The organism is Flavobacterium cheonhonense (assembly GCF_035671315.1).
Classification (GTDB): domain Bacteria; phylum Bacteroidota; class Bacteroidia; order Flavobacteriales; family Flavobacteriaceae; genus Flavobacterium; species Flavobacterium cheonhonense.
This window is the reverse complement of the sequence record NZ_JAXAVY010000001.1, coordinates 806,064-829,212: the sequence shown is the minus strand read 5'-3', so window position 1 is coordinate 829,212 and position 23,149 is coordinate 806,064. Positions and strand designations below refer to the sequence as shown.

Sequence of the window (23,149 nt, the reverse complement as noted above, 5' to 3'; positions counted from 1 at the left end):
TACGCAAAGTCCGCTAGAAAAATCTCTTTTGGCGAACTTTGGGCTTGCTTGGCGTCTTTGCGGTTAAACATTTATTTCACCACTTCTACCCATTGTCCTTTAGTACGCGCTATAAACTCGTTGTCATACATGGCTTCACATTGCAAGCCCGGCAAATAGTATTTCCCAAGGTAAGAAGCATTCAACAGGATTTTAAACTGTCGCGTTTCCGAAGGTTTTAAACTGAAATAGTAATTGGCGCGGTCGTCGCGGATGTCAATGTAATCGGCTACGTTGTCGGTAGCACTGCCAAAATCGGTGTAGCGGGTGTTGACTATTTCAAACCCTGACGGCACTATTTGCGATAGCGCAATATTTTCCACTCTTTCGTTCTTGCGGTTGGTTAGCGTAACCTCGGCGTAGAACTCGGTTCCTTGCGCTATTTTCGACACCGAAATCACTTTGCCTTTTCGGTCTTTGAAGACCAAACCGGCCGACACATTTTGCTGCATTGGTTTTTCACTGCCCACCGGAAGAATACCACTATTCAGGATACGAACAAACAAAGTGTTCTTCTTGTTGTTTTTAAGTGTAACCGAATTGCTGCCCATTTTCACCGACAAGGTTCTTTGGGCTACCGTTTTATCGGTTGCAATCACTTCGGTTTTGCCATTGTTGGTAAACTGAACGGAAACGCCTTTGCTGCCGTTGGATTTGGCGAATTTGGCCATCGCATACAAACCATAAGCCGTGGTTTGGGTGCTCATCCATTGTTTGCTCGATAAATTTTTAGCCAATTTGGTAGCCATGGCAAAGGCCTTTTGTTTTTGACCTAACAAAATCAGCGTTTCTAAAGCCATAGCTCTATTTCTCTCGGCGGAACCGTAGTAGTAATAGTAGTAGCCATCTTCGGTGTTTTGTTCGTCAATGAAAGATTTACTCAACAAAGACATCCCGGCGGCATTTTGTTTTAGCATGGCATAACAAGCCGCCAAACGCAATTTGCTTTCGTTAGAAATACCAACCGTTTCGCGCAATCTGTTCATTGAAGCCAAATCGGGTGCACCGGCCAAAGCCAAAGTGTACAAACGGTAAGCTTGTGCCAAATCGTTGCCATAGGATTTTTCAAAACGCCATTGTTTGGCTGCTTTTTGTTGGTAAGACAACCATTTCGATTTGAAACTGATGGGCAATACATAGCCTTTTTTCTCGGCTTCAATCAAGAAATGTCCGGCATAGGAAGTGCCCCAATCGTCTGCATCTACATTGCCCGGCCAATACGACAAGCCTCCGTTAGGCAATTGGAAATTCCCCAAACGCTTGATGCCGGCCATGACATTCTTCTGGATATTTTGCTTGCGAACCGCATCTAAGTCCATAATCTCCGTCAAATACAACTGCGGAAAAACGGAAGAAGTAGTTTGCTCCACACAACCATGTGGGTACTGGATTAAGTAATCCAATCTTCGACTGAAATCAACGGTTGGCGACGAGGAAACTTCCATTTTGGCTTTGTTACTGCCACTTACCCCAAAGGTTTTCCAGCTAATGGTTTTGGAACTGTTTGGCGGAATCACCACATCGGTAAAATCATTCGTAATCGGATTCGGGTTCGTCACATCAATCTCGACAGCGTAAGTCGATTTTTCTTTGCCGGAAACAGCAGTAATTTCGATTTTGCCGATACCCGTAGTGGCGCCGACTTCCAAATTAAAATAGCCCATTTTTTCATCCGGTTCGGTAAACTTGATAACTTGACTCGACTTACCAATCACCCTAACACTGTTATTGGTTTTGATTTGCAAGGTGACATTTTTAATGTATTTCTCGGTTGCGAACAAGGTAACCGGTAACGTAACTTTTTCAGAAGGTGAGATTTTTCGAGGCAGTGAAGCCAAAATCATGAGCGGACTTTTCACCGGAGTGGCTTTTTCCGCCATACCGTAAGCACTGGTTTTGGCATCAGCAGCTACTACCATAGTGCGAACAGAACCAATGTATTTCGGCAATTTGATTTGGTGAGTCTTCGAACCGCCGTTCAATTCAAAAGGACCATAATATAAAACTACCGGTTTGAAACGGTTGGCTTTTTTGGCTTTTCCACCTCCTGCATCGGCATCACCACCGATACTGAAAACCTGATTTACTTTACCGCCATAAGCGCCAATCACATCATCATAAATATCCCAAGTTCTTACACCCAAAGATTCACGAGTGTAAAAACTGGTCCAAGCATTCGGTGTTTTGAATCGGGTTAAATCCAGCAATCCTTCATCCACCACGGCTATGGTGTAAGTCATTTTTTTGCCTTTCTTTTCAGAGACTTTAACGTTGATGGTTTGCTCCGGACGCAACACATCCGGCATCGTGAGTACAGGTTCTAAAACCGTATTTTTATCGATAACTTCTATTGGAACGATACCGTACATGCGGATAGGCAAATCGTTTTTGGTGGACGCATGCGGTTGCAGTAAAGAAATGTTGATGTACACATTCGGCGCCATATCTCCGGTAATCGGCAACTCGACCGTCGTTTCACCTTTTTTTGTTTTGGCCCAAATGGTTTTCAATACTTTGGTGCCGTTTTCAATGGAAATCATTGCTCTGCCGCCTTCGCTAGACGGGAAGAAAATTTTGGCTTTATCGCCTACCGCATAATTGGTTTTATCGGTAGAAAAACGAAGCATCGTAGCCGATTCACCATCCGTATTTCTCGACTTAGCCGACCACCAAGGCATATCGATATAGACTCTGACTCCGGTAGCGTGACCGTCATTCGGATCGGTTACACGTACCAAATAATTACCCCATTCGTCATCCGGCACTACAAAAGAAACACTGCCTCTACCCGATGCATCGGTATTGATAAAAAAGTTTTTGTACGCGATAGTCGCATTAGAAGTGTTGTAACTGGACAAATCATCGTTAGAGGCATCCCACCACCAGCGTGATTCCATTCGGTACACACTGACTTGCAGATTTCTCACTGCACGCGGACGACCGGTTTCACTTAGCGTAACTATGTCAAATCGGTTAGCCCTTCCAGTTTCAATCATCCCGTATTTGTTGGGTTCAGGCGATTTGATACCGACATAAGTCGCGTAAGGCGAATAGTTGGTGGAAGCCACATCGGTACTTACATCGCCTCCGTTTTCATATACTTTGGTAATGAAAGCGGCGCGCAACATTCCCGGTGCTTGGCCTTCGATGTTCGGTTTAATCGGAATAGAAGCACGTCCGTTGCCATCGACTTTGCCGGAGAAAATATTGATTTCTTCGGTATAAAATCTACGCGTTGGATCGTCGAAAACATAGTTGGCAAATCCTTTAAAAGTGGTGACTTGTTGTGAAAACTTCGCTTGCACTTCGGTTTTTAAATCCTTAGCCACAGCGCCGTGTAACCATAAAACCTGCATGTTGTTGATGTTTTCTTTATTGGCCGAAAGCACCGACTCGTTAAAACTGTTTTTAATTTTTAATCGATTCGGTTTGATGGTTTCGATTTTGATGCTTTTGTAAAATCGCGCGCCTCCAACACTTACCACGGCTTCCCAATTTCCGGTGATGTCGCTGGTTTCAGTTGGAATGACGAATTTGTAATGGTTTAAATCGTTCAGTTTTTGTACCGATTCGTAAACCGTTTTGCCTTTAGGGTCGTTCAGTTTTAATTTAATCGGATGCGAAGCCGGCAATTTGTTGGCATTATCATTTAAGATAAAAGACAAATACACGGTATCGCCGGGACGCCAAACGCCTCTTTCTCCGTAGATGTAACCTTTGATGCCTTTTTGCAGGGTTTCGCCTGACACATCAAAATTACTCAACGACAATGACAGCTCATCATCTAACTTCACATAAGTACTTTGATCGCCTTTGGTTACTATAGCAAAGTAGGCGTATTTTTCCAACTGAAAAGAAGCCAAACCATCGCCATCAGTTTGGGAACCGGCAATTTTTTGTTGTTGGTAATTGTACAAATCCACCGTAGCGCCTGAAACCGCAGCAGTAGTCACAATATCACTAACAGCTACCACCACAGATTTGTCAGTGCCTCTTTTAGCAATGACACCCAAATCGGAGGCCAAAATATTGGTTCCGACTCTGGTATTGTAGAAATAATAGTTAGTGCAAGGATCTTGTCGCTCGCGCCATTCGTAATCTTGTTCGTAATAGTAATCGTAACCGCTGTTGCTGTAATTGATGTCGTCTTCCGCTACGGGTTCATCATCTTCTTCGTTGTTGTAATCTTCGTCGTCTTCAGCACTTACCGAAGTACATTTGTACATTGAATACTCTTTTTTAAAGGAAAACTCAACGCGATAAATGGCGCCCGGTTCGGGTTTGATAATCTTAGACAAATCCAAAGCGTAAGTATTCCACTTGGTGTAATCGATAAGGTTATTTTGCTTGAGTTCGATTTTGGTTTTGGCTACCGATTGTCCAACTCTACGCAAGTTTTCGGTACCGTTGAGATTGTTGTCTTGCAAAAATTGTAAGATGTTATTTTTGTAAATTTTAAAGACTTTCACGTCAACAGCATTCAGATTCGCCGCTTCAAAATTGATTTTTAAATTGTTGGAACTCGGTAAAATCGTACCGCTTTTGAGCAATTTTACGCCGGGTTTTACTTGTTCAAACAGCAACTTTTCGGAGTAGTTTTGCTTCATCTTGTAGCCGTCAATGTTTTCAATACCTTGAAATACTTCGACTAACTTGCTTCCGGAAAATCCGGTTTCAGCGGCAGCAACAGCTTCCACAATTTCTTCCACAGCAACAGCAGCAGTGTCAACAGCAGCCATAGCCGTATCGACAGTTGCGGTAGTAGTACCGCGGTCGACTTTAGAATCAGGTTCTTTGTTGTAAAACACTTTTAAAACATTCCCCATCGTGGCAAACTTAAGGTTGTTGGTGTTTTCAATGGCCACTAACCCTTTAAAATCCTGGTCTTTTCTGAGTGGATCGGAAAAATTAATCAGCACCGATTGGTTGTTGGCATCGCCTACTTCAATCTTCAAGACTTTAAACTGGTTTTTCCCCGGAATCGGGAATTTGGTCACGCCTTTTTGGTCAATGTCAACCGCATCGCCATCCCAGTTGATAAAAATCTCACTGTCGTCATCAAAACGTTGAATACTGTCGATCATAAATTTAAAATCGGTACTCGTACTCAAAGCTTTGTCGAATTTGATTTTGAGTTTTTTATCGTTTTGTGTAACCTCAATAATTTTTTGGGCTTCTTCTAACGTAAGGTTATCGGCGGTTTTTAAATTACCGTTCAAGTAGTACCAATCTTTGCTGTACGATTGCAAATCTTGGGTGTTGACGATAAAATCTTGCTTAATGGTTTTGACAGAAAAATTGAAATTGGCCAATTCTTTAGGCACTTTATTGGTAATTTCCGAAAGTCGCAACGTAATTTGATAGAGCGTATTTTGCTCTAATTTTTCATTGGGAATGAAAGCGATAGTGTTGGGCGACAAGGCAACCACTTTACCACTCACACTTGGAGAAACGTCAAACAAATCGCTGTCTAATTCCTGATTGGGTTTCCAATCGCTTTTGTTGAATGCCAACTGTACCCTGAAGTCGGAGTTGACCGAGACAAAGCCCGATGAAAATCCTGTAATGTAATCTTTGTAAAGAGAGGGATCTGAATCAAAATCGGAAGCCGATTTTTTAGAACAGGATTGCCATAGTAACATGGCAACAAGCAAACCTAGAATCTTGCTGGTTTTCATCGTTTTAAAAGGAATTATTTGTTAGAACTTTTGCCTTGGAATTTTTCTCCAATTAGCATCATAACGCTAAAATTATTAAAATATTATTTACGTTATGAATAATTTTTTAAGAATATTTTTCTGAATTTTTTATGGGCGTTTGGCTGCAAAAAATCTGATCATTAATTCGGCCGCTTGTTCAGCCAAAACACCTTTAACCACTTGGGTTTTAGGATGTAATTGGGTGCCTAATTTTTGGAAACCACGTTGCTCATCAGAAGCGCCGAAAACCACTTTGGAAATCTGACTCCAGTACAAAGCACCGGCACACATTTGGCAAGGTTCTAATGTAACGTACAAAGTGCAACCTTTGAGGTATTTGCCACCGATAAAATTGGCCGCCGAAGTAATGGCTTGCATCTCGGCATGAGCGGTTACATCGTGTAACATTTCGGTGAGGTTATGGCTGCGGGCAATCACTTTGTTATCGATTACAATAACGGCACCCACGGGAATTTCGCCTTTTTCAAAAGCCATTTCGGCTTCCTGCAAGGCTTTCTTCATAAAATACTCGTCGGTGAAAGGATTTTCCATAAAACAAAAATACAATTTCAATTCGTACATTTGTGGCATGTCAAAAAAATTGCTGCAACAAATCAATACGCCATCGGATTTAAGAAAACTCGACCCGTCTCAATTACCGGAGTTGGCCAGAGAGTTGCGTGAGTTTATCATTGATATCGTTGCCGTAAAAGAAGGTCATTTGGGCGCCAGTTTGGGTGTAGTTGAATTGACTATTGCTTTGCATTATGTGTTTAATACCCCAGAAGATTTACTGGTTTGGGATGTTGGGCATCAAGCCTACGGACATAAAATTTTAACCGAAAGACGAACAAAATTTGACACCAACCGACAATTGGGCGGCCTTTCCGGATTTCCGAAACGCAGCGAAAGCGTTTATGATACTTTTGGGGTGGGCCATTCTTCTACTTCCATTTCTGCGGCTTTAGGTATGGCGATTGCGTCCCAGCTTAAAGGTGAAAACAAACACCATATCGCCGTGATTGGCGATGCCTCAATTGCCAGCGGAATGGCGTTTGAAGGTTTGAATCATGCCGGAGTAACCGATGCCGATTTGCTGGTGATTTTAAACGATAATGCCATCGGAATTGATCCGAGCGTTGGTGCTTTGAAAAACTATTTAACGGCGGTTAAAGAAGGGAAAAACCCGAAGCAGAATAACATGATTAAGTCGCTTAATTTTGATTATTCCGGACCCATTGACGGTCATGATTTGCCAACGTTAATCAAAGAGTTGGAACGACTCAAAAAAGTAAAAGGACCGAAGTTTTTACACATCATAACCACCAAAGGAAAAGGCTTACAACAAGCCGAAGAAGACCAAGTGAAATACCACGCACCAGGTAAATTTGATGCCACTACCGGAGAAATTATCAAAAAATCAGAGGAACATTTACCGCCGAAATTCCAGGATGTTTTTGGATTAACACTGGTTGAACTGGCTAAAAACAACCCTAAAATAATTGGGATTACTCCGGCCATGCCCAGCGGTAGTTCGATGAAATTTATGATGGAAGCTTTCCCGAATCGCGCTTTTGACGTTGGGATTGCCGAACAACATGCGGTAACGCTTTCCGCCGGAATGGCCACCCAAGGCATGGTGGTTTTTTGCAATATTTATTCCACTTTTCTGCAACGCGCCTACGACCAAGTGATACACGATGTAGCCTTGCAAAACCTACCGGTAATTTTTTGTTTAGACCGCGCAGGTTTAGTGGGCGAAGACGGAGCTACACATCACGGGGTTTTTGACATCGCCTATTTGCGTTGTATTCCGAACCTTATGATTTATGCGCCTAAAGATGAAATCGATTTGCAAAACATCCTTTATACGGCTTCTTTAGGATTGAAACATCCGATAGCGATTCGTTATCCGCGAGGCAGAGGTAAAAATGCCGACTGGAAATTCCCGAGCGATTTCCAAAAAATAGAAGTTCGTAAAGCGCAAAAACTCAAAAAAGGCAAAAAAGTCGCCATTTTATCTACCGGAACGATTGCGACTAATGTAACTGCTGCGTTAAATGAAATAGAAGAAGACGGCCATTTTGCCCACTATCATTTTGGGTTTGTCAAACCTTTAGACGAAAAGAAACTGCACAAAATTTGCGATAAATTTTCAACGATTATTACCGTGGAAGATGGCGTAACCACCGGGGGATTTGGAAGTGCTATACTTGAATTTGCCGCGAAAAACGATTACGTCAACGAAGTTTTCCTTTGTGGCGTTCCCGATTACTTCATCGAACACGGCACGGTAGATGAGTTGCAACAATTCTGCAATATCGATGTCGATGGTTTGAAATCGCTTTTCTCCACTGTATTAGAAGAAGACGAATAACTACGCTGATTCTATAAAGCGGTTTTTGGCCTCAGAATCTGGCAGGCGAGTGTCAAATATTCGAAGAATCCGTGAAATAAAAAGCTGTCTGAGCAAAGCGAGTTCTTTTTATTTAGGATTCGAGAAAAAATTTGACCGCCGAAGATTCTTAGCCTTGACTTTTTTGTCACTTTTTGTGTCAAGACAAAAAGTGAAATTAAGCCGTCACAATCTTGTTCAACTCCACCGCTTTACCATCGGTTAGCATCGAGATGAAGTGGCAAATGTGCAGCAATCGTTCGTACAGACTTTCTTTTTCCAAATGGTGTTTCTCGGGTAAAATCTTCATTAACAACTTATCGTAATTCGTGGCTTTACCATCATAAGTATTGTTGTAGGCTGTAATGAATTTATCGAGTAAATTATTGATGATTTGGTAGCCCGAGAGTTCCTTTTCAATCACTTCCCGACTTTGGTAAATGTTTTTGACGCTCAATTTGATAATGTCGTCCATTTGCGCTTTGTATTTACTTTTGTCGGTTAAGGCGAAATGGAATTTCCCTTGCAAGATTGCTTCTTCGTTTTCAACAAATACACGAACCGCATCATTAATCAAATTCCCGATAGCCAAAGCGCGCAAATAGCTGATGCGGTCTTCTTTGGTGGTCAACGATTGGTATTTCGCCGCATCGATAGTGTCTTTGACCAATTTGATTAGGTATTCCAAGGCATAATCTTCAGAAACCAAACCGAGATTGATGCCGTCTTCAAAATCAATAATGGTGTAGCAAATATCGTCGGCCGCTTCGACTAAAAAAGCCAACGGATGACGTTCGTAACCAATATCCTCGCCGGTTTTGTTGGGAATCATGCCTAACTCATCAGCGACTTCTTTAAAGAAAGCCACATCCGATTGGAAGAAACCGTATTTTTTATCAGCTATGTTTTTGGTGGGCTTTTTGGGCAGACTTTCCTTCGGGTATTTGGTAAAAGCGCCAAGGGTGGCATAGGACAAGCGCAAACCGCCTTCAATCCCGGGACGCGAACCGGTTAGAATGGAAAAACCATTGGCGTTGCCTTCAAAATCGACTAAATCCTGCCATTGTTTGGGCGTGAGTTGGTCTTTGTACTGTTGGCCTTTTCCTATCGAAAAATATTCCCCTATGGCTTTTTCACCCGAGTGTCCGAATGGCGGATTGCCGATATCGTGCGCCAAAGCAGCTGCAGCGACTATCGCTCCGAAATCGTTCATATGATAGCCGTGTACTTCTTTCAGATACGGATACTTTTCTATGATTTTTTTTCCGACTAACCTTCCGATGGAACGACCTACGACGGAAACTTCCAAACTGTGCGTCAAACGCGTGTGCACAAAATCGGTTTTCGACAAAGGAATGACTTGGGTTTTGTCTTGCAAACTGCGAAAGGCTGAAGAGAAAATAATACGATCGTAGTCGACTTCAAAGCCGAGACGGGTGTCGTCTTGTTCGATACGCAATCGTTTACCGGTATCGCCTTGGCGTTTTAGAGAGAGCAATTGTTCCCAGGTCATACAATATTAAATTTTAGATTTTAAATATAAGCCCTTCGACTGCGCTCAGGGTGACAATATAGTTGTAACCAAAAATACGTTTTAATTTAGAATTTTCTTCATACAAACGCTGTTTTCCACGCCTATGTATTGTCCGAAATTCTCAGTGATTTGATAACCTAGTTTTTGGTATAAACCAATGGCGTCTTTTTGCAGGTGACCGGTTTCGAGTATGGCCATTGTATAGCCTTCTTCTTTGGCCCAAAGCTCTAATTCGGTTATAATGGCTTTGGCGATGCCTTGTCCGCGGTATTCCGGGCGAGTATACATGCGTTTGATTTCGGCGGTTTTCGAGTCGTATTCTTTGTAAGCTCCGATGCCAACCGGAAACTCATTTTCATAAACAATCAGCGCATTTTTAAGCAAACTGGTTTTGTTGAATTGGGCGTAGAACTCGTGGTCGTCGCCATCTAAAATGCGCAAATAAGCATCTAACTCGGCTACTAACTGTCCGAAATCGGGATGGTCTGAAGTAGTTCGAATCAGTTGTATCATAAGGCTTCCGGGTTTTCTCCAATTTGTTCAAACGAATGGAACAACTCTTTGCTGATGCGCAAGTCTTCTTTGTTAACCACATAGGTTTTCGACAAACTATCGTGCCAACCTACACAAGGCGTTCCGAAAAAGGAGAAGAATTCGAACGGAATCAAGCGGCACAAACTGCGGATTAAAACGGCATTGGCAGTAGGCTTTTCGCCGTATTCGTCTACCACTACGGTTTTGGTCATGAGTTTGCCAACTGTAGTTCCGAAAAAGATTTCAAAAACATTATAATATAGCAGCAATACTACCAAACCAATGGTGAGTTCTTGAATGCGCGTGATGTTTTGAAAGAAAATCAATATTTCTTCATTTCCGGTTAAAACACCAATCATAGCAGCTATCATACCGATAACGAATGTTAGTCCCAATCGGGCCACATAATCGATAACAACATTGGCAAAACGCTTGCCGTTAGAGGCAATAATTTCATCCGGAATGGTATATTGTCGGTTGCTCATGCGTTATTCTTTTTCGTTGGCCAGGAAGAAATGTCGGGATTTCTTTGGGTATTGGTTGTAGCTTTTATCGCTGGGATTGGCAATGACGGATTTGATGTTGATTTCGTCTCCGACTTTAAAATTGGCTTCGGTATATTGGTAATCCAATAAATACTCGCCGCAATAATAATTACCGTTTTCGTCTTTTTGGATGATGCCGGTGTAGACTCCTTTTTTTTGTTTTGACATGATTTTACCGATATTAAATCCCTAACGGGATTGGCCCTAGCCCCGATTACTTCACTAAATTAAAAACATTTCATTGGTGTTCAGTGAATGCTTTGCATTTGGAGCAAGTATCCTTTTTTGACAACCCAGCATCTCGACTGCGCTCGATGTGACAAAAAAGATACTGCGGAAAGCGGGAAATAGCTCCTAAAATTAATCAAAAAACAGCCATCTAATGACAGCTGTTTTCTAAATTCTTACTCTATGTTTTAATTACGATCCGCACATTTCGCAATCGTCACCACCGTTTCCGGCGGCAGCACGAGCGCGTTCTACCATAGCGGCAAAATCTTCGGCGGTCATTTCTCCGTTTTCGGTTGGTGCTACTACTTCTACAGCTACCGGTTCGGCGGTTGGTTCGGCTTTTTTATCGTTGTTCAAAGTGAACTTGATAGCGTCTACCGCGGCTTTGGTTCTGAGGTAGTACATACCTGTTTTTAAGCCGCTTTTCCATGCGTAGAAGTGCATCGAAGTCAGTTTCGCATAGTTAGCGTCTTGCATGAACAAGTTCAACGATTGCGATTGGTCGATGAAATACCCTCTGTGTCTCGACATGTCGATGATGTCTTTCATAGACATTTCCCAAACGGTTTTGTAGAGTTCTTTTAAGTCGGCCGGAATTCGCTCGATATTTTGCACCGATCCGTTGTGGCGCATGATTTCTTGTTTCAATTCTTCGTTCCACAAACCGCGTTTCACCAAGTCTTCCAACAAGTGTTTGTTCACTACTATAAACTCACCCGACAATACGCGACGCGTGTAAATGTTAGACGTGTATGGTTCGAACGCTTCGTTGTTTCCAAGGATTTGAGACGTAGAAGCGGTTGGCATTGGTGCCATCAACAAAGAGTTTCTTACGCCGTGTTGCATTACTTCTTTGCGCAAACTTGCCCAATCCCAACGGCCGGACAATTCTTCGTCTTTGATGTTCCAAAGGTTGTGTTGGAACAAACCTTCTGAAATTGGCGACCCTTTAAAGCTTGAATATGGACCTTCTTCTTTGGCCATTTCCATAGAAGCCGTTACAGCAGCAAAGTACATGGTTTCGAAGATATCTTGGTTGAGTTGTTTGGCTTCATCGCTGGTGAACGGCATACGCAACAAGATGAACGCATCGGCCAAACCTTGTACACCCAATCCAACCGGACGGTGACGCATGTTGGAGTTTTCGGCTTCTTTTACCGGATAGTAATTTCTGTCGATTACTTTATTTAAGTTGCGGGTTACGCGTTTGGTTACATTGTAAAGCAATTCGTGGTTGAATTGACCGTTTTCCACAAACATCGGTAAAGAAATAGAAGCCAAGTTACACACGGCAATCTCATCTTCCGAAGTGTACTCCATAATTTCGGTACACAAGTTAGACGAGCGAATGGTTCCCAAATTCTTTTGATTGGATTTGCGGTTCGCAGCATCTTTGTACAACATGTACGGCGTTCCGGTTTCGATTTGCGACTCTAAGATTTTCTCCCAAAGTTCACGCGCTTTTACTGTTTTTCTGCCTTTGCCTTGTGCTTCGTAAGAAGTGTATAACGCTTCAAACTCATCACCGTAAACATCGTACAAGCCCGGACATTCGTTGGGACACATTAAGGTCCAATGCGAGTCTTCTTCCACGCGTTTCATAAACAAATCAGACGTCCACATCGCAAAGAATAAGTCACGCGCACGCATTTCTTCTTTTCCGGTGTTCTTTTTCAAGTCGAGGAATTCAAAGATATCCGCATGCCAAGTCTCTAAATAAATGGCGAAACTTCCTTTTCTTTTTCCGCCACCTTGGTCTACGTAACGTGCGGTATCGTTGAATACACGCAACATCGGAACAATTCCGTTAGACGTTCCATTGGTACCGCGGATGTACGAACCTGTCGCACGAACATTATGGATAGACAAACCGATTCCGCCGGCTGATTGCGAGATTTTCGCGGTGTTTTTTAGCGTATCGTAAATCCCGTCGATGCTGTCGTCTTTCATCGACAACAAGAAACATGACGACATTTGCGGTTTTGGTGTACCGGCATTGAATAAAGTTGGCGTAGCGTGGGTAAAGAACTTCTTCGACATTAAGTCGTAGGTTTCAATTACCGCATCCAAATCGTTTAAGTGAATCCCGACAGAAACACGCATTAGCATGTGTTGCGGACGCTCTACGATTTTACCGTTGATTTTTAGCAAATACGAACGCTCTAAAGTTTTAAAACCGAAATAATCATAATTGAAATCGCGGTTGTATATGATGTGTGAGTTTAAGAACTCGGCATTGTCTTGGATAACCTGGTGCACTTCTTCAGACAATAGCGGTGCTGCTTGGTTGGTTCTTGGATTAACATAGTGGTACATTTCGTTCATGGTTTCCGAGAACGATTTGTTGGTGTTTTTGTGCAAGTTAGAAATAGCAATACGAGCGGCTAATTGGGCATAATCCGGGTGCGTTACCGTCATCGATGCGGCAGTTTCAGCAGCCAGGTTGTCGAGTTCGGAAGTGGTTACGCCGTCGTACAATCCTTCGATAACTTTCATCGCTACTTTTACAGCGTCTACCAATTCATTTAAACCATAGCATAGTTTTTTAATTCTATCCGTGATTTTGTCAAACATTACCGGTTCCTTGTGACCGTCTCTTTTTACTACGTACATACTTGTTAGGTTTTGTGAAATAGAGAATCCCTTCGCTACTTCGAGTTACTTGTTTTGTTTTTTGTTAATCCCTTAACTTGCAGAAGATGCTTCTGCGGTTTTATGAGAAGCTGTTCCGGCTGTCCGCTGTATCTTTTTTTGTTTGTGCTTCGACTCCCGAAGTTTCGGGACAGCATGACAAACAAAAAAAGGATGCCGCTTCCCTCCGGGCTAGTACTGATGCAGTACTCAGCATGACAACTTTTTATTAGAAGTCAGCGTCGAAGCTGATTTTTTGATCTTCGGTATCTTTCGACATTACACCGGCTTTTTGGTATTCGGCCACGCGTTTTTCAAAGAAATTGGTTTTTCCTTGTAGTGAAATCATGTCCATGAAATCGAAAGGATTGGTTGAGTTGTAGACTTTTTTACAGCCTAATTCCACTAACAATCTATCGGCTACAAACTCTAAATATTGCGTCATTAAAGTAGCATTCATACCGATCAAACTTACCGGTAAAGATTCGGTGATGAATTCGCGCTCAATATTCAATGCATCAGTAATGATTTCGGTAATTCTTTCTTTAGACACTTTGTTAACCAAATGGTGGTTGTGTAAGTGAACGGCAAAGTCGCAGTGAACGCCTTCGTCACGAGAAATCAACTCGTTGGAGAAGGTTAGTCCAGGCATTAAGCCGCGTTTTTTCAGCCAATAAATCGAACAGAACGCGCCCGAGAAGAAAATCCCTTCTACCGCAGCAAAAGCAATCAATCTTTCGGCAAACGAATCCGACTTGATCCAACGCAAAGCCCATTGTGCTTTTTTCATAATCGCCGGAAATACTTCAATGGCATGGAAAAGGTCATTCTTTTCGGCTTCGTCTTTTACATAGGTATCAATCAACAACGAATACGTTTCGCTGTGGATGTTCTCCATCATGATTTGGAAACCGTAGAAAAATTTGGCTTCGGGATATTGTACTTCGTTCACAAAGTTTTCGGCTAGGTTTTCGTTTACAATACCATCAGAAGCCGCAAAAAAAGCTAAAATGTGCTTGATGAAATACTTTTCATCAGCATTCAACTTGTTATTCCAGTCTGATAAATCTTGGTGTAAATCGATTTCTTCGGCAGTCCAAAAACTGGCTTCCATTTTTTTATACCAATCCCAAATATCATGATGTTTGATAGGGAAAATCACGAAGCGGTTTTTGTTTTCTTGTAAAATTGGTTCGATAGCGGCCATTTTGAATTATTTTTTTTGGATTATTGGGGAGATTTTTTCTTCAATCTGTCTGTTACAAAGATTGTCAAACCAAACGTAAAATGAAAGTCAAACTTATTCACAATCGGCTTTAGTTTTTAACAAATCTCAACTTTGTTTAACTTTTTTAATCATTTTTTAAATACTTGATTTTCAGCGTTTTATTTTTTTAAAAATCGCCAAAAAGCCCTAAAATAAAGGGAGTTAAGAATTTACTGAATGCCCAATTTTAACATTTAAGCGGCTTCTGAAAACTGTTTTTTTAGCAATACAAAATGAATTTTACTACATAAAAATTTAAGCTTAAAGTATGTTGATAATTTTTAAAAAAAAGAACGATTAAATTTTCAAAAAAGTTCTACTTTTGGAAAAGAAAAACCGACATAATCTTTCAATTACATCGGCTTCTTTTAATTATTCTATCTTTCGATAAATAATTTCACTACATCCACTATTAAGTGTCCTAAGCTAATCAGTGGTGCAGCGAGTTTCCAAAATTTGAGCCAATGACTTTCTACGTCTGAAGGCTCTTTTTTTATTAAATTCATTTCACAAAGTTTATCAATCCAAACGTAAAATGAAAGTCCTAATTATTCACAATCGGCTTTAGTTTTTAACAAATTCCAACTTTGTTTAACTTTTTTAATCAATTTTCAACCAATTGATTTTCAGCATTTTATATTTTTGAAAATCGCCAAAAAGCCCTAAAATAAAGGGAGTTAAGAATTTACTGAATGCCCAATTTTAACATTTAAGCGGCTTCTGAAAACAAGATTTACGGCACAAAAAAAGTGGTTTTCCCTTACGGAAAACCACTTCATTATAAGTTTGCAAAATCAGACTGTTTTAGTCCTCTGAAATATAGGTTTTGTTTCCGTTTTTATTGATGTAATATTTGCCGCCTCTTGGTCCGGTAAATACTTTTTTACCTTTATAAGAACCCGTCACTTTGTCTTTATTGTTTTTTGGGGCTTTTTCTTTAGACTCTCTTTCTTTGACTTCTTTTTTGGCTTTGGCTTCTGCTTTATTGGCAGCAGATTTGGCTTTGCCTTCAGCCGATTTCATTTCGCCTTTTGCGGAAGCGTTGTTTTCTTTCGATTTGAAACGCTTGTCCGGAGTACCATCTTTTTTTAAAGGCACGTCTGTTTTCTTGAAGCGTTTGTCGGGTGTTCCGTCTTTTTTCAAAGGCACCGCTGTTGCTTCTTTTTTAGCCTTGTCTTTGGCTGCTTTTTCGGTTTTAGCTTTTGCTTTTTCGGCTTTGGTTTCCTGTGCTGTGGCGTTTACCATGAAGGCAAACAAAAAACACAACAAAAATAATTTTCTCATAATGCTTGCTTTTTAGTTAGTGATTTAAAATTACTAAAAAAACACTTCCAAAAATCATTCCGCTTAAAAATAAGCTCTCAACTGAACATTACCGGTATGTATGGTTTGACTGGTTTCCGATTTTCGCCCTTGGTAATTGATATTGATGTCTAAGTATTGGGTTAGATTCTTCTGCAACAACAAGCGCCATGTTAAATTTCGACCCGGACGCAAGCCTTCTAACATTTGAAACGCTACCGGCTGGGAAGCATCGCCTTCAAACGTGTTTTGATAGAGCGAAAATTCGCCGTTGGCTGTAATCTTCTTTTCACCAGCATAAGTAAAAGAAGTTCCGAAACGTTGTTGGGATAACGTTTCCAAATTACCTTGTCGATTTTCCTTGTTTTGGTATTCGTAAAAAATATCCCAACTCGCATTTTTGCTGAACAAATAGGAAATCTTCGGGTTAATTTGATAACCTTCGACTTTAAAGTTCTTGCTTTCGTAATTCTCCGAAGTCAGACCGGTTTGATTGATTTTAGTGCCAAAATTAAACAACCAAACTTTTTTCAGTAAATGGGTATACTGCAACTGATGCGATTGGTTTTGACTGGATTGTGAACCTACCGTTAATAAGGCGCGGAGTTCATTTTGGGTATAATTATAGGTAACCGAATGTTTTTGCTTGCCGCGATTGTAGAAAAAACTATTGCGGAAACTGGTGTTTAATCCTAATTGGTTGTCACTATTATTAGGTAGCGGATTCAAATCGAAATTGCCGCCTTCTCTTCTGATTTTGCGTTCGATTAAATACGAGGTTTGATTGTAAAAATGCGACAGGAACTTTTTGAATCCTTTGCCGTTTTGCCACTGTGCGGGATTTAAAGTGAGTGACTGCGAGAATTTATTTTGATGGGTTTTCACAAAAACTTGGTTCGGTAAAAACACGCGTACATATTTGGCTTGGTCCGGAAAAGGCGCGACTTCAAACTCTTGTAATTCCTGAATCCCGTTGTTGTTGTAATCTATCCAAGTGAAAACGCCTTGCCCGGGTTCGACTTCTAAATACGTAAATTCCTGTTGCGCAATGGTACCCGAAGTGGTTTCGTAGGCGGTGCTGACTTGCATCTTTTGCTTAAAAAACTGATCGTTGTACAACAATCTGGAGTTGAGCGACGGTTCGTTTTCGCGGTCGGCTTCTTCAAATTTCAAATTGCGGTAATTAACAAACAAAGATAAATTGGTTTTGTCGTTTTGAATCAGGCGCGATTTTAAGTAATACGATTGCGAAGTGTTGACTCTTTTTACCAAACCATTTTGCAAACTGTCGTTTACCCTTTGCAAATAGCCCAGTTCTACAAAGACTTTAGTACTATCGCCACGTCCAACAAAGGCACCGTATTCGGTAAATTTCTGGCTCAAAGAAGACAACTGATTGGTCGCCGCCAAACGTTCTTGGTTGTCTTCCAAACGTAACGTTCCGCCTATCCAATTCTTTTTAAAATGATAGCGCGCTTGCGATTGGTTTCTAACGAAGGTTGACTTGGCAAAATTTCCGTCGCTGTTCAATACGCTGGTATTTTGTTGTAAGTTCCATTGGTTGAGTTTGAAAAACCCGTTTACCGAGTGGCGATTTCCGGTAAAACTTTTAGAAAAATCTAATTTCTCAAATTGATAGGTCAGCTTGCCTTTTTGCGGCAGGATAAAATCCAAGCCGTTCACAATTAAACTCTGATTTCCGGAGAAAGTGGTCAAGTTCCAGTCGCGGTTGAATTCGATATTAAATAACCGCTCAATAGTTCTGAAATTTTCTTGTATAAATTGGTAGTTTCCAAAAGCATCAACCTGCCATTTTTTAGTGAGTAATCGTTGTTTGAAATTGAGCTTTCCGGCCACACCTTTATTGTCTTCATCATCTAAAGAAGAAAACAAATTTTGGTCGTTGTTGCTCACGCCCAATTCAAAATCGATTGCGGTTTTTTCATTCGGATTGTATTTCCCTAAAACGGTGGCGATTTGGATTTTCGTAGGCGCTACCAATCGCACTACCGGTTCGTAATTCCCTTGCGGAATGCCGGCAACAGGTTCAACATACTGGTAAATTTTACCGATAGCCGCGGTATTGGTTAGGATGTAATTCCCTAAATTATTGCCGACTAAAGTAAAGCGTACATTGTACAATTCGTCGTTAGGGTTGTTCGAATATTCAAAAACCTCAACACTGTTTACGATTACTTTTTTGTACAAAATTTTATTCTCGGAATAAGTATCCAAATAAGCCGAGGGCGCGTTCATTTGGTTGATGTCGTCTCCGGCATTGTTGAGTATATCGACTTGCTCCGGCGACAAACTTTGCTGTAAAGGTTGGTTTTTGACATCGTTTTCGGAATACAGGTAACCGCCTAAACTCCATTTTTTAGCGGTATGATTTACGCCGCCGTAGGTCACAAAACGCGTATAATTTCTATCCGAATATTGGTATTCAATTACAATTCGCATTTCGGAATTGATGGGAAACAAAGAAGTAAATGTAATTTCTCCGGCATTGTAATCGATGATGTAATCGTTATTCTCGCCTCGTTTTTTAAGAATTCCGTTGACATACACTCGCTCCGAACCCGAAATCACCAACACATACAACTCGCCGTTATTGCCGCGCAATTTGTACGGTCCTTGATTGCCTTCCTGACCGGTAAAAGTGCTTCGGGCATATTGTCCGCGCACCAACGCGGCCGAAGCAAAAATTTCAGTTTTATTATCTTCGTCGCCTAAGGTAAAGCGAGTAGCCAACCCTTGCACTTTTTTGTTGAAATTAAGGAAACGCGATTGCCGGTTTTCCAAGAATAAATCACCGGCGCGAATGCTCCATTTATCGGTAAACAATTCGATGAAAATTTGGTCAAATTCGTCCAACTTTTGGGAATAGCCGTTTTCCTGCAGCGGAATGTTAGAATCCTGAATCGAAGCCCGAAGCGAAACTTTATCCGAGATTTTTCCGGTGATTTGCAAATCTAAATTCGACGTTACCGAAGCATTTTGATTGTTTCCGATGGTTACCCCGCGCGTAATGCTACCGGAAGTATTCAAGCCTTCAAACGGCACAAACTTTTTTAAGGAGCGATCGGTTTTAACCAAAAATCCGGCCTCGTTTGGCACCACTTTGTCTTGATCGTAAATGCTGTATGTTTTGGTTAGAAATTCAGGATAGTTAAAATAACGAATGGTAATGGTATCGGTAACCGTGAAATTCCTTTTGAAAAATAATTTGCCGGTTTTAAAATCGACTTTATAGAATGACGTATCGACTTCTTTGCCTTCGCGAGTGAGTAGTTTGAAAAAACTCGGACTGATACTGACTTTTTCAATGGCGATAGTATCTTTGGAAGGCAGGACTTTTTTGGTTCGGTACAGCGAATTGATTTCCTGAGCCGAAAGCCCGGAAAAACTGAATAATATCCACAATAAAAGCCCTTTTTTCAGCATATCTTAATAACGTAAAAATAGGCTTTTTTAATATAAAAAACCGCGAACACTTTTTATTTTAGTCTTCGCGGTTTGGATGATTATTCTTTGGTGACTACTTGTAAAGTTTCACGGGAAATTTGCTTGAGCAAAACCGTTTTCCCTTTTTCCACCATTTCGGCGGCTTCTTTATTGAAGTGTCGAATAGTGTACAAAGAAACGTTTTCGTTATAAGCCACTTTGAATTTTTTGGCCAAGATATTTTTCAAATCATTGAAATTGCCGAATTTGTCTTCCACACAAACCGAAAAACTGATGGCCGAATTTTGGATCAAACTTACCTTCATTTTGTACTGGTGGAACAGCGCAAAAATTTCGCTGATGTTTTCTTCCATGATAAAGGAAAAATCGATAGACGACAGGGAAATCAACAATTGATCTCTTTTCACAATATAACACGGTGTTTGCGGCTCCAAATCTTTGCCTTTGGAAACACTGGTTCCGGGCAAAAGCGGATTGATAAACGATTTAACGTGCAACGGAATTTCCTTTCTTTGCAACGGCTGCAAAGTTTTCGGGTGAATCACCGTAGCGCCGTAAAAGGCCAATTCGATGGCTTCGCGATACGAAATTTGGTTCAACAATATGGCATTTTCGAAATAACGCGGATCTGCATTCATCACACCCGGAACATCTTTCCAGATGGTTACGCTTTCGGCATTCAAGCAATAGGCAAAAATAGCCGCGGTGTAATCGGAACCTTCACGACCCAAAGTAGTGGTGAAATTATTTTCATCGGAACCTAAAAATCCTTGGGTAATGTTTAAGGCTTTCTTCTTAACGCCTTTAGCAATGAGTTGCTGGGTTTTTTCCCAATCCACATTGGCATCGCGATAGGTATTGTCGGTTTTGATAAAATTGCGTACATCAATCCAGTTGTTTTTCAAGCCGGCTTGGGCAAAATAATGACTGACAATAGTGGTTGATATAAGTTCTCCGAAACTCACCACTTGGTCGTATACAAAATTGTAGTTTGGCGATTTATTGCTTCGGATAAAATACTCCAAATCGGCAAAAAGACTGTTCACGGCAAAGTACACATCGTGTTCTTCATCTTCAAACAAATCCATCAAAATTTGGTAGTGGTATTTCTTAACTTCTTGTAAGGAAGAATGCAACTCATTCGATTTTTCGAAATAGTTCTTGATTACTAACTCCAAAGCATTGGTTGTTTTTCCCATAGCGGAAATCACTAAAAGTGTGTCTTCGTGACCTACTTTTTCCAATACACTGAATACATTTTTAATCCCATCGGCGTCTTTAACTGACGCACCACCAAATTTGAAAATTCTCATTATAAATTAGTTAAAAAGTCATTGATTCCTTGTTCATCCATTTGCACCACATCCCAATCGGCTAAAATTTTCGCTCCCGATTTTTTGTAGAAGTCGATAGCCGGCGTGTTCCAATCCAACACATTCCATTCGATTCTGCGAACGTTGTCTGCTTTACCTTGCTCGATAATTTTGGTATACAAGGCCAAACCTAAACCACTACCGCGCATTTTTTCTTTGACGATTAAATCCTCTAGGTGTATGGTTCTTCCTTTCCAAGTAGAATAGCGATAGTAGTACAACGCCATACCAACAATTTGCTTCGCCTGTTCGCTATCGCTCGAGTCACCCTCAACTTCGGCTACAAAAGTGTAAAACAGCGGATTTTCACCAAAACCATCACGCTCCAAATCGGCCACCGTGACCACAACCGCATCGGGTTCTTTTTCAAAAATAGCCAATTCTTGTATTAAATCAAGAACAGCTTTCATATCGTTTTTGGTTCCTCTGCGGATATTCATCAGGTGTTGCTTTTTTTGCTTAGTAATGTGATTAGATAAAAGTCTAGCGTCAACAAAAATACAACTTATAATTTCTTTTCAGAATAGATTTTTTCTTAGACAATTTTAGCGATATTTGCACCCACAACTACAACGATTTCGTAATGGAAGAACGCAACAAAACCTTAGGGGAATTTATCATCGAAAAACAAGAGGAATTCAAATATTCCTCGGGCGAATTGTCCCGAATTATCAACTCCATCCGATTGGCTGCCAAAGTAGTCAATTACAAAGTAAACAAAGCCGGTTTGGTGGATATAGTGGGCGCTGCCGGAGATCAAAATATTCAAGGCGAAGACCAACAAAAACTGGATGTTTATGCCAACGAAGTGTTCATCCAAACTTTAATCAACCGCGAGATTGTTTGCGGAATCGCTTCGGAAGAAAACGACGATTTCATAACAGTAGCCGGTTCCGATAACAGTCACAGCAACAAATATGTAGTGTTAATGGATCCGCTCGATGGTTCTTCCAACATAGACGTGAATGTTTCTGTAGGTACCATTTTTTCGGTTTACCGCAGGGTAACTCCGGTTGGTACTCCGGTTAGTATTCAAGATTTTCTGCAACCCGGAACCCAACAAGTAGCGGCAGGTTATGTTATTTATGGCACCTCAACTATGTTGGTATACACTACCGGTCACGGCGTGAATGGCTTTACGTTAAATCCGGCCATCGGTACATTTTACTTATCGCACCCGAATATGCAATTTGCCAAAGACGGCAACATTTACTCCATTAACGAAGGCAATTATGTGCATTTCCCGCAAGGCGTGAAAGATTACATCAAATACTGCCAGCTGGAAGAAGGCGATCGCCCTTACACTTCCCGTTACATAGGAAGTTTAGTATCCGACATTCACCGGAACATGATCAAAGGCGGTATTTATATTTATCCTACCAGTTCCAAATCGCCTAACGGAAAATTGCGTTTGTTGTACGAATGCAACCCAATGGCTTTCATAGCAGAACAAGCCGGCGGTAAAGCCTCTAATGGTTTCGGACGCATTATGGAAATCCAGCCGACCGAATTGCACCAACGTGTACCGTTCTTTTGCGGTAGTTACAATATGGTAGAAAAAGCAGAGGAGTTTATGGCGAAGTATGTTTAAGTGACTGAGTGGCTGTTTTGCAAATTCTTCATACTTTGTAAAAGCATGAAGAGTCATAAAGAGAAAATACCTAAGTAATAGCTTGTTAAAAAATTGTTAAATTATCAATATGTAAGTTTTTTTTTATTTTAAATTTGTAAGTATAAACTTTAAAATCAATTAAAATGAAAAAACAACTTTTAACAACATTATTTGCTTGTACATTTCTACTATCTTGCTCAAATGAGAGTATTAGTGAGAAAAAAATGTCATCAGAATCTTTTTCAAAAGGAAGATGTCCGGAAGGAACTACAGAGGTATGGACTTATTAAGCAGATGGTTTTAGATTTAAAAGGCCTAAATTCAATTGCGAAAGCGGCTTTTGGTTTTGTACTTACGGAGGCGGATGGGTTTTTGAAGGTTGTAAAGACAGCTCTGGTAATATATGGCCGGCCACTCCTTCAACAACAATTAACAAAACTAATTTAGTTGCATTTCCTTCTCCTAACAACACAATAACCATTCTATTCCCAAAAGAATTGATTAATAAACCAGGAAATACAC

General features: G+C 40.9%; 15 protein-coding genes. 3 read left to right on the top strand and 12 right to left on the bottom strand.

Annotation, left to right across the window (positions count from 1 at the left end):
- Positions 1 to 71 precede the first annotated feature (71 nt).
- Both SK086_RS03615 and SK086_RS03610 read right to left on the bottom strand, forming a co-directional pair.
- Positions 72 to 5,717, bottom strand: a complete 5,646-nt coding sequence (locus SK086_RS03615; RefSeq protein WP_324689833.1) for an alpha-2-macroglobulin family protein — start codon at positions 5,715 to 5,717, stop codon at positions 72 to 74.
- A gap of 129 nt (positions 5,718 to 5,846) precedes the next feature.
- Positions 5,847 to 6,290 (bottom strand): nucleoside deaminase, encoded by a 444-nt coding sequence (locus tag SK086_RS03610; protein ID WP_290875670.1) that lies wholly within the window; start codon positions 6,288 to 6,290, stop codon positions 5,847 to 5,849.
- 37 nt (positions 6,291 to 6,327) lie between these two features.
- Here SK086_RS03610 and SK086_RS03605 point away from each other — a divergent pair, with 37 nt between their 5' ends.
- A complete protein-coding gene (locus SK086_RS03605; RefSeq protein WP_324689831.1) occupies positions 6,328 to 8,115 on the top strand; it encodes a 1-deoxy-D-xylulose-5-phosphate synthase in 1,788 nt (595 codons plus the stop codon).
- A gap of 196 nt (positions 8,116 to 8,311) precedes the next feature.
- On the opposite strand, the gene SK086_RS03600 is transcribed toward SK086_RS03605, so the two are convergent.
- The 10 genes from SK086_RS03600 to SK086_RS03555 all read right to left on the bottom strand — a co-directional run bounded on the left by SK086_RS03600 (position 8,312) and on the right by SK086_RS03555 (position 21,455).
- Complete coding sequence (locus SK086_RS03600) at positions 8,312 to 9,646, bottom strand: deoxyguanosinetriphosphate triphosphohydrolase (protein ID WP_324689829.1); 1,335 nt, start codon at positions 9,644 to 9,646, stop codon at positions 8,312 to 8,314.
- Between the two features lie 81 nt (positions 9,647 to 9,727).
- Positions 9,728 to 10,180 (bottom strand): GNAT family N-acetyltransferase, encoded by a 453-nt coding sequence (locus SK086_RS03595; protein WP_324689828.1) that lies wholly within the window; start codon positions 10,178 to 10,180, stop codon positions 9,728 to 9,730.
- The gene (locus SK086_RS03590; RefSeq protein WP_324689826.1) at positions 10,177 to 10,686 is read right to left on the bottom strand and encodes an RDD family protein; all 510 of its coding nucleotides are present in this window, start codon (positions 10,684 to 10,686) and stop codon (positions 10,177 to 10,179) included. Before SK086_RS03590 ends, SK086_RS03595 begins: the two co-directional genes overlap by 4 nt.
- A 3-nt stretch (positions 10,687 to 10,689) precedes the next feature.
- Entirely contained in the window at positions 10,690 to 10,914 is a 225-nt protein-coding gene (locus SK086_RS03585; RefSeq protein WP_290875668.1) for a hypothetical protein, read from the bottom strand.
- Positions 10,915 to 11,166: 252 nt separating this feature from the next.
- Positions 11,167 to 13,590, bottom strand: coding sequence for a ribonucleoside-diphosphate reductase subunit alpha (locus SK086_RS03580; RefSeq protein ID WP_324689824.1), 2,424 nt, complete (start codon positions 13,588 to 13,590; stop codon positions 11,167 to 11,169).
- Between the two features lie 247 nt (positions 13,591 to 13,837).
- Positions 13,838 to 14,815, bottom strand: a complete 978-nt coding sequence (locus tag SK086_RS03575) for a ribonucleotide-diphosphate reductase subunit beta (RefSeq protein WP_290875062.1) — start codon at positions 14,813 to 14,815, stop codon at positions 13,838 to 13,840.
- A gap of 864 nt (positions 14,816 to 15,679) precedes the next feature.
- Positions 15,680 to 16,159, bottom strand: a complete 480-nt coding sequence (locus SK086_RS03570) for a hypothetical protein (RefSeq protein WP_324689822.1) — start codon at positions 16,157 to 16,159, stop codon at positions 15,680 to 15,682.
- 63 nt (positions 16,160 to 16,222) lie between these two features.
- Positions 16,223 to 19,621, bottom strand: a complete 3,399-nt coding sequence (locus tag SK086_RS03565) for a hypothetical protein (RefSeq protein WP_324689820.1) — start codon at positions 19,619 to 19,621, stop codon at positions 16,223 to 16,225.
- Positions 19,622 to 19,701: 80 nt separating this feature from the next.
- Entirely contained in the window at positions 19,702 to 20,955 is a 1,254-nt protein-coding gene (locus tag SK086_RS03560) for an aspartate kinase (protein WP_290875068.1), read from the bottom strand.
- Positions 20,955 to 21,455: a GNAT family N-acetyltransferase gene (locus SK086_RS03555; protein WP_290875070.1), complete on the bottom strand. Its 501-nt coding sequence runs from the start codon at positions 21,453 to 21,455 to the stop codon at positions 20,955 to 20,957. Before SK086_RS03555 ends, SK086_RS03560 begins: the two co-directional genes overlap by 1 nt.
- 143 nt (positions 21,456 to 21,598) lie before the next feature.
- On the opposite strand from SK086_RS03555, the gene fbp reads away from it, so the two are divergent.
- A complete protein-coding gene (gene fbp, locus SK086_RS03550; protein WP_290875072.1) occupies positions 21,599 to 22,606 on the top strand; it encodes a class 1 fructose-bisphosphatase in 1,008 nt (335 codons plus the stop codon).
- A 164-nt stretch (positions 22,607 to 22,770) separates the two neighbouring features.
- The gene (locus SK086_RS03545) at positions 22,771 to 22,917 is read left to right on the top strand and encodes a hypothetical protein (protein WP_324689818.1); all 147 of its coding nucleotides are present in this window, start codon (positions 22,771 to 22,773) and stop codon (positions 22,915 to 22,917) included.
- Positions 22,918 to 23,149 lie beyond the last annotated feature (232 nt).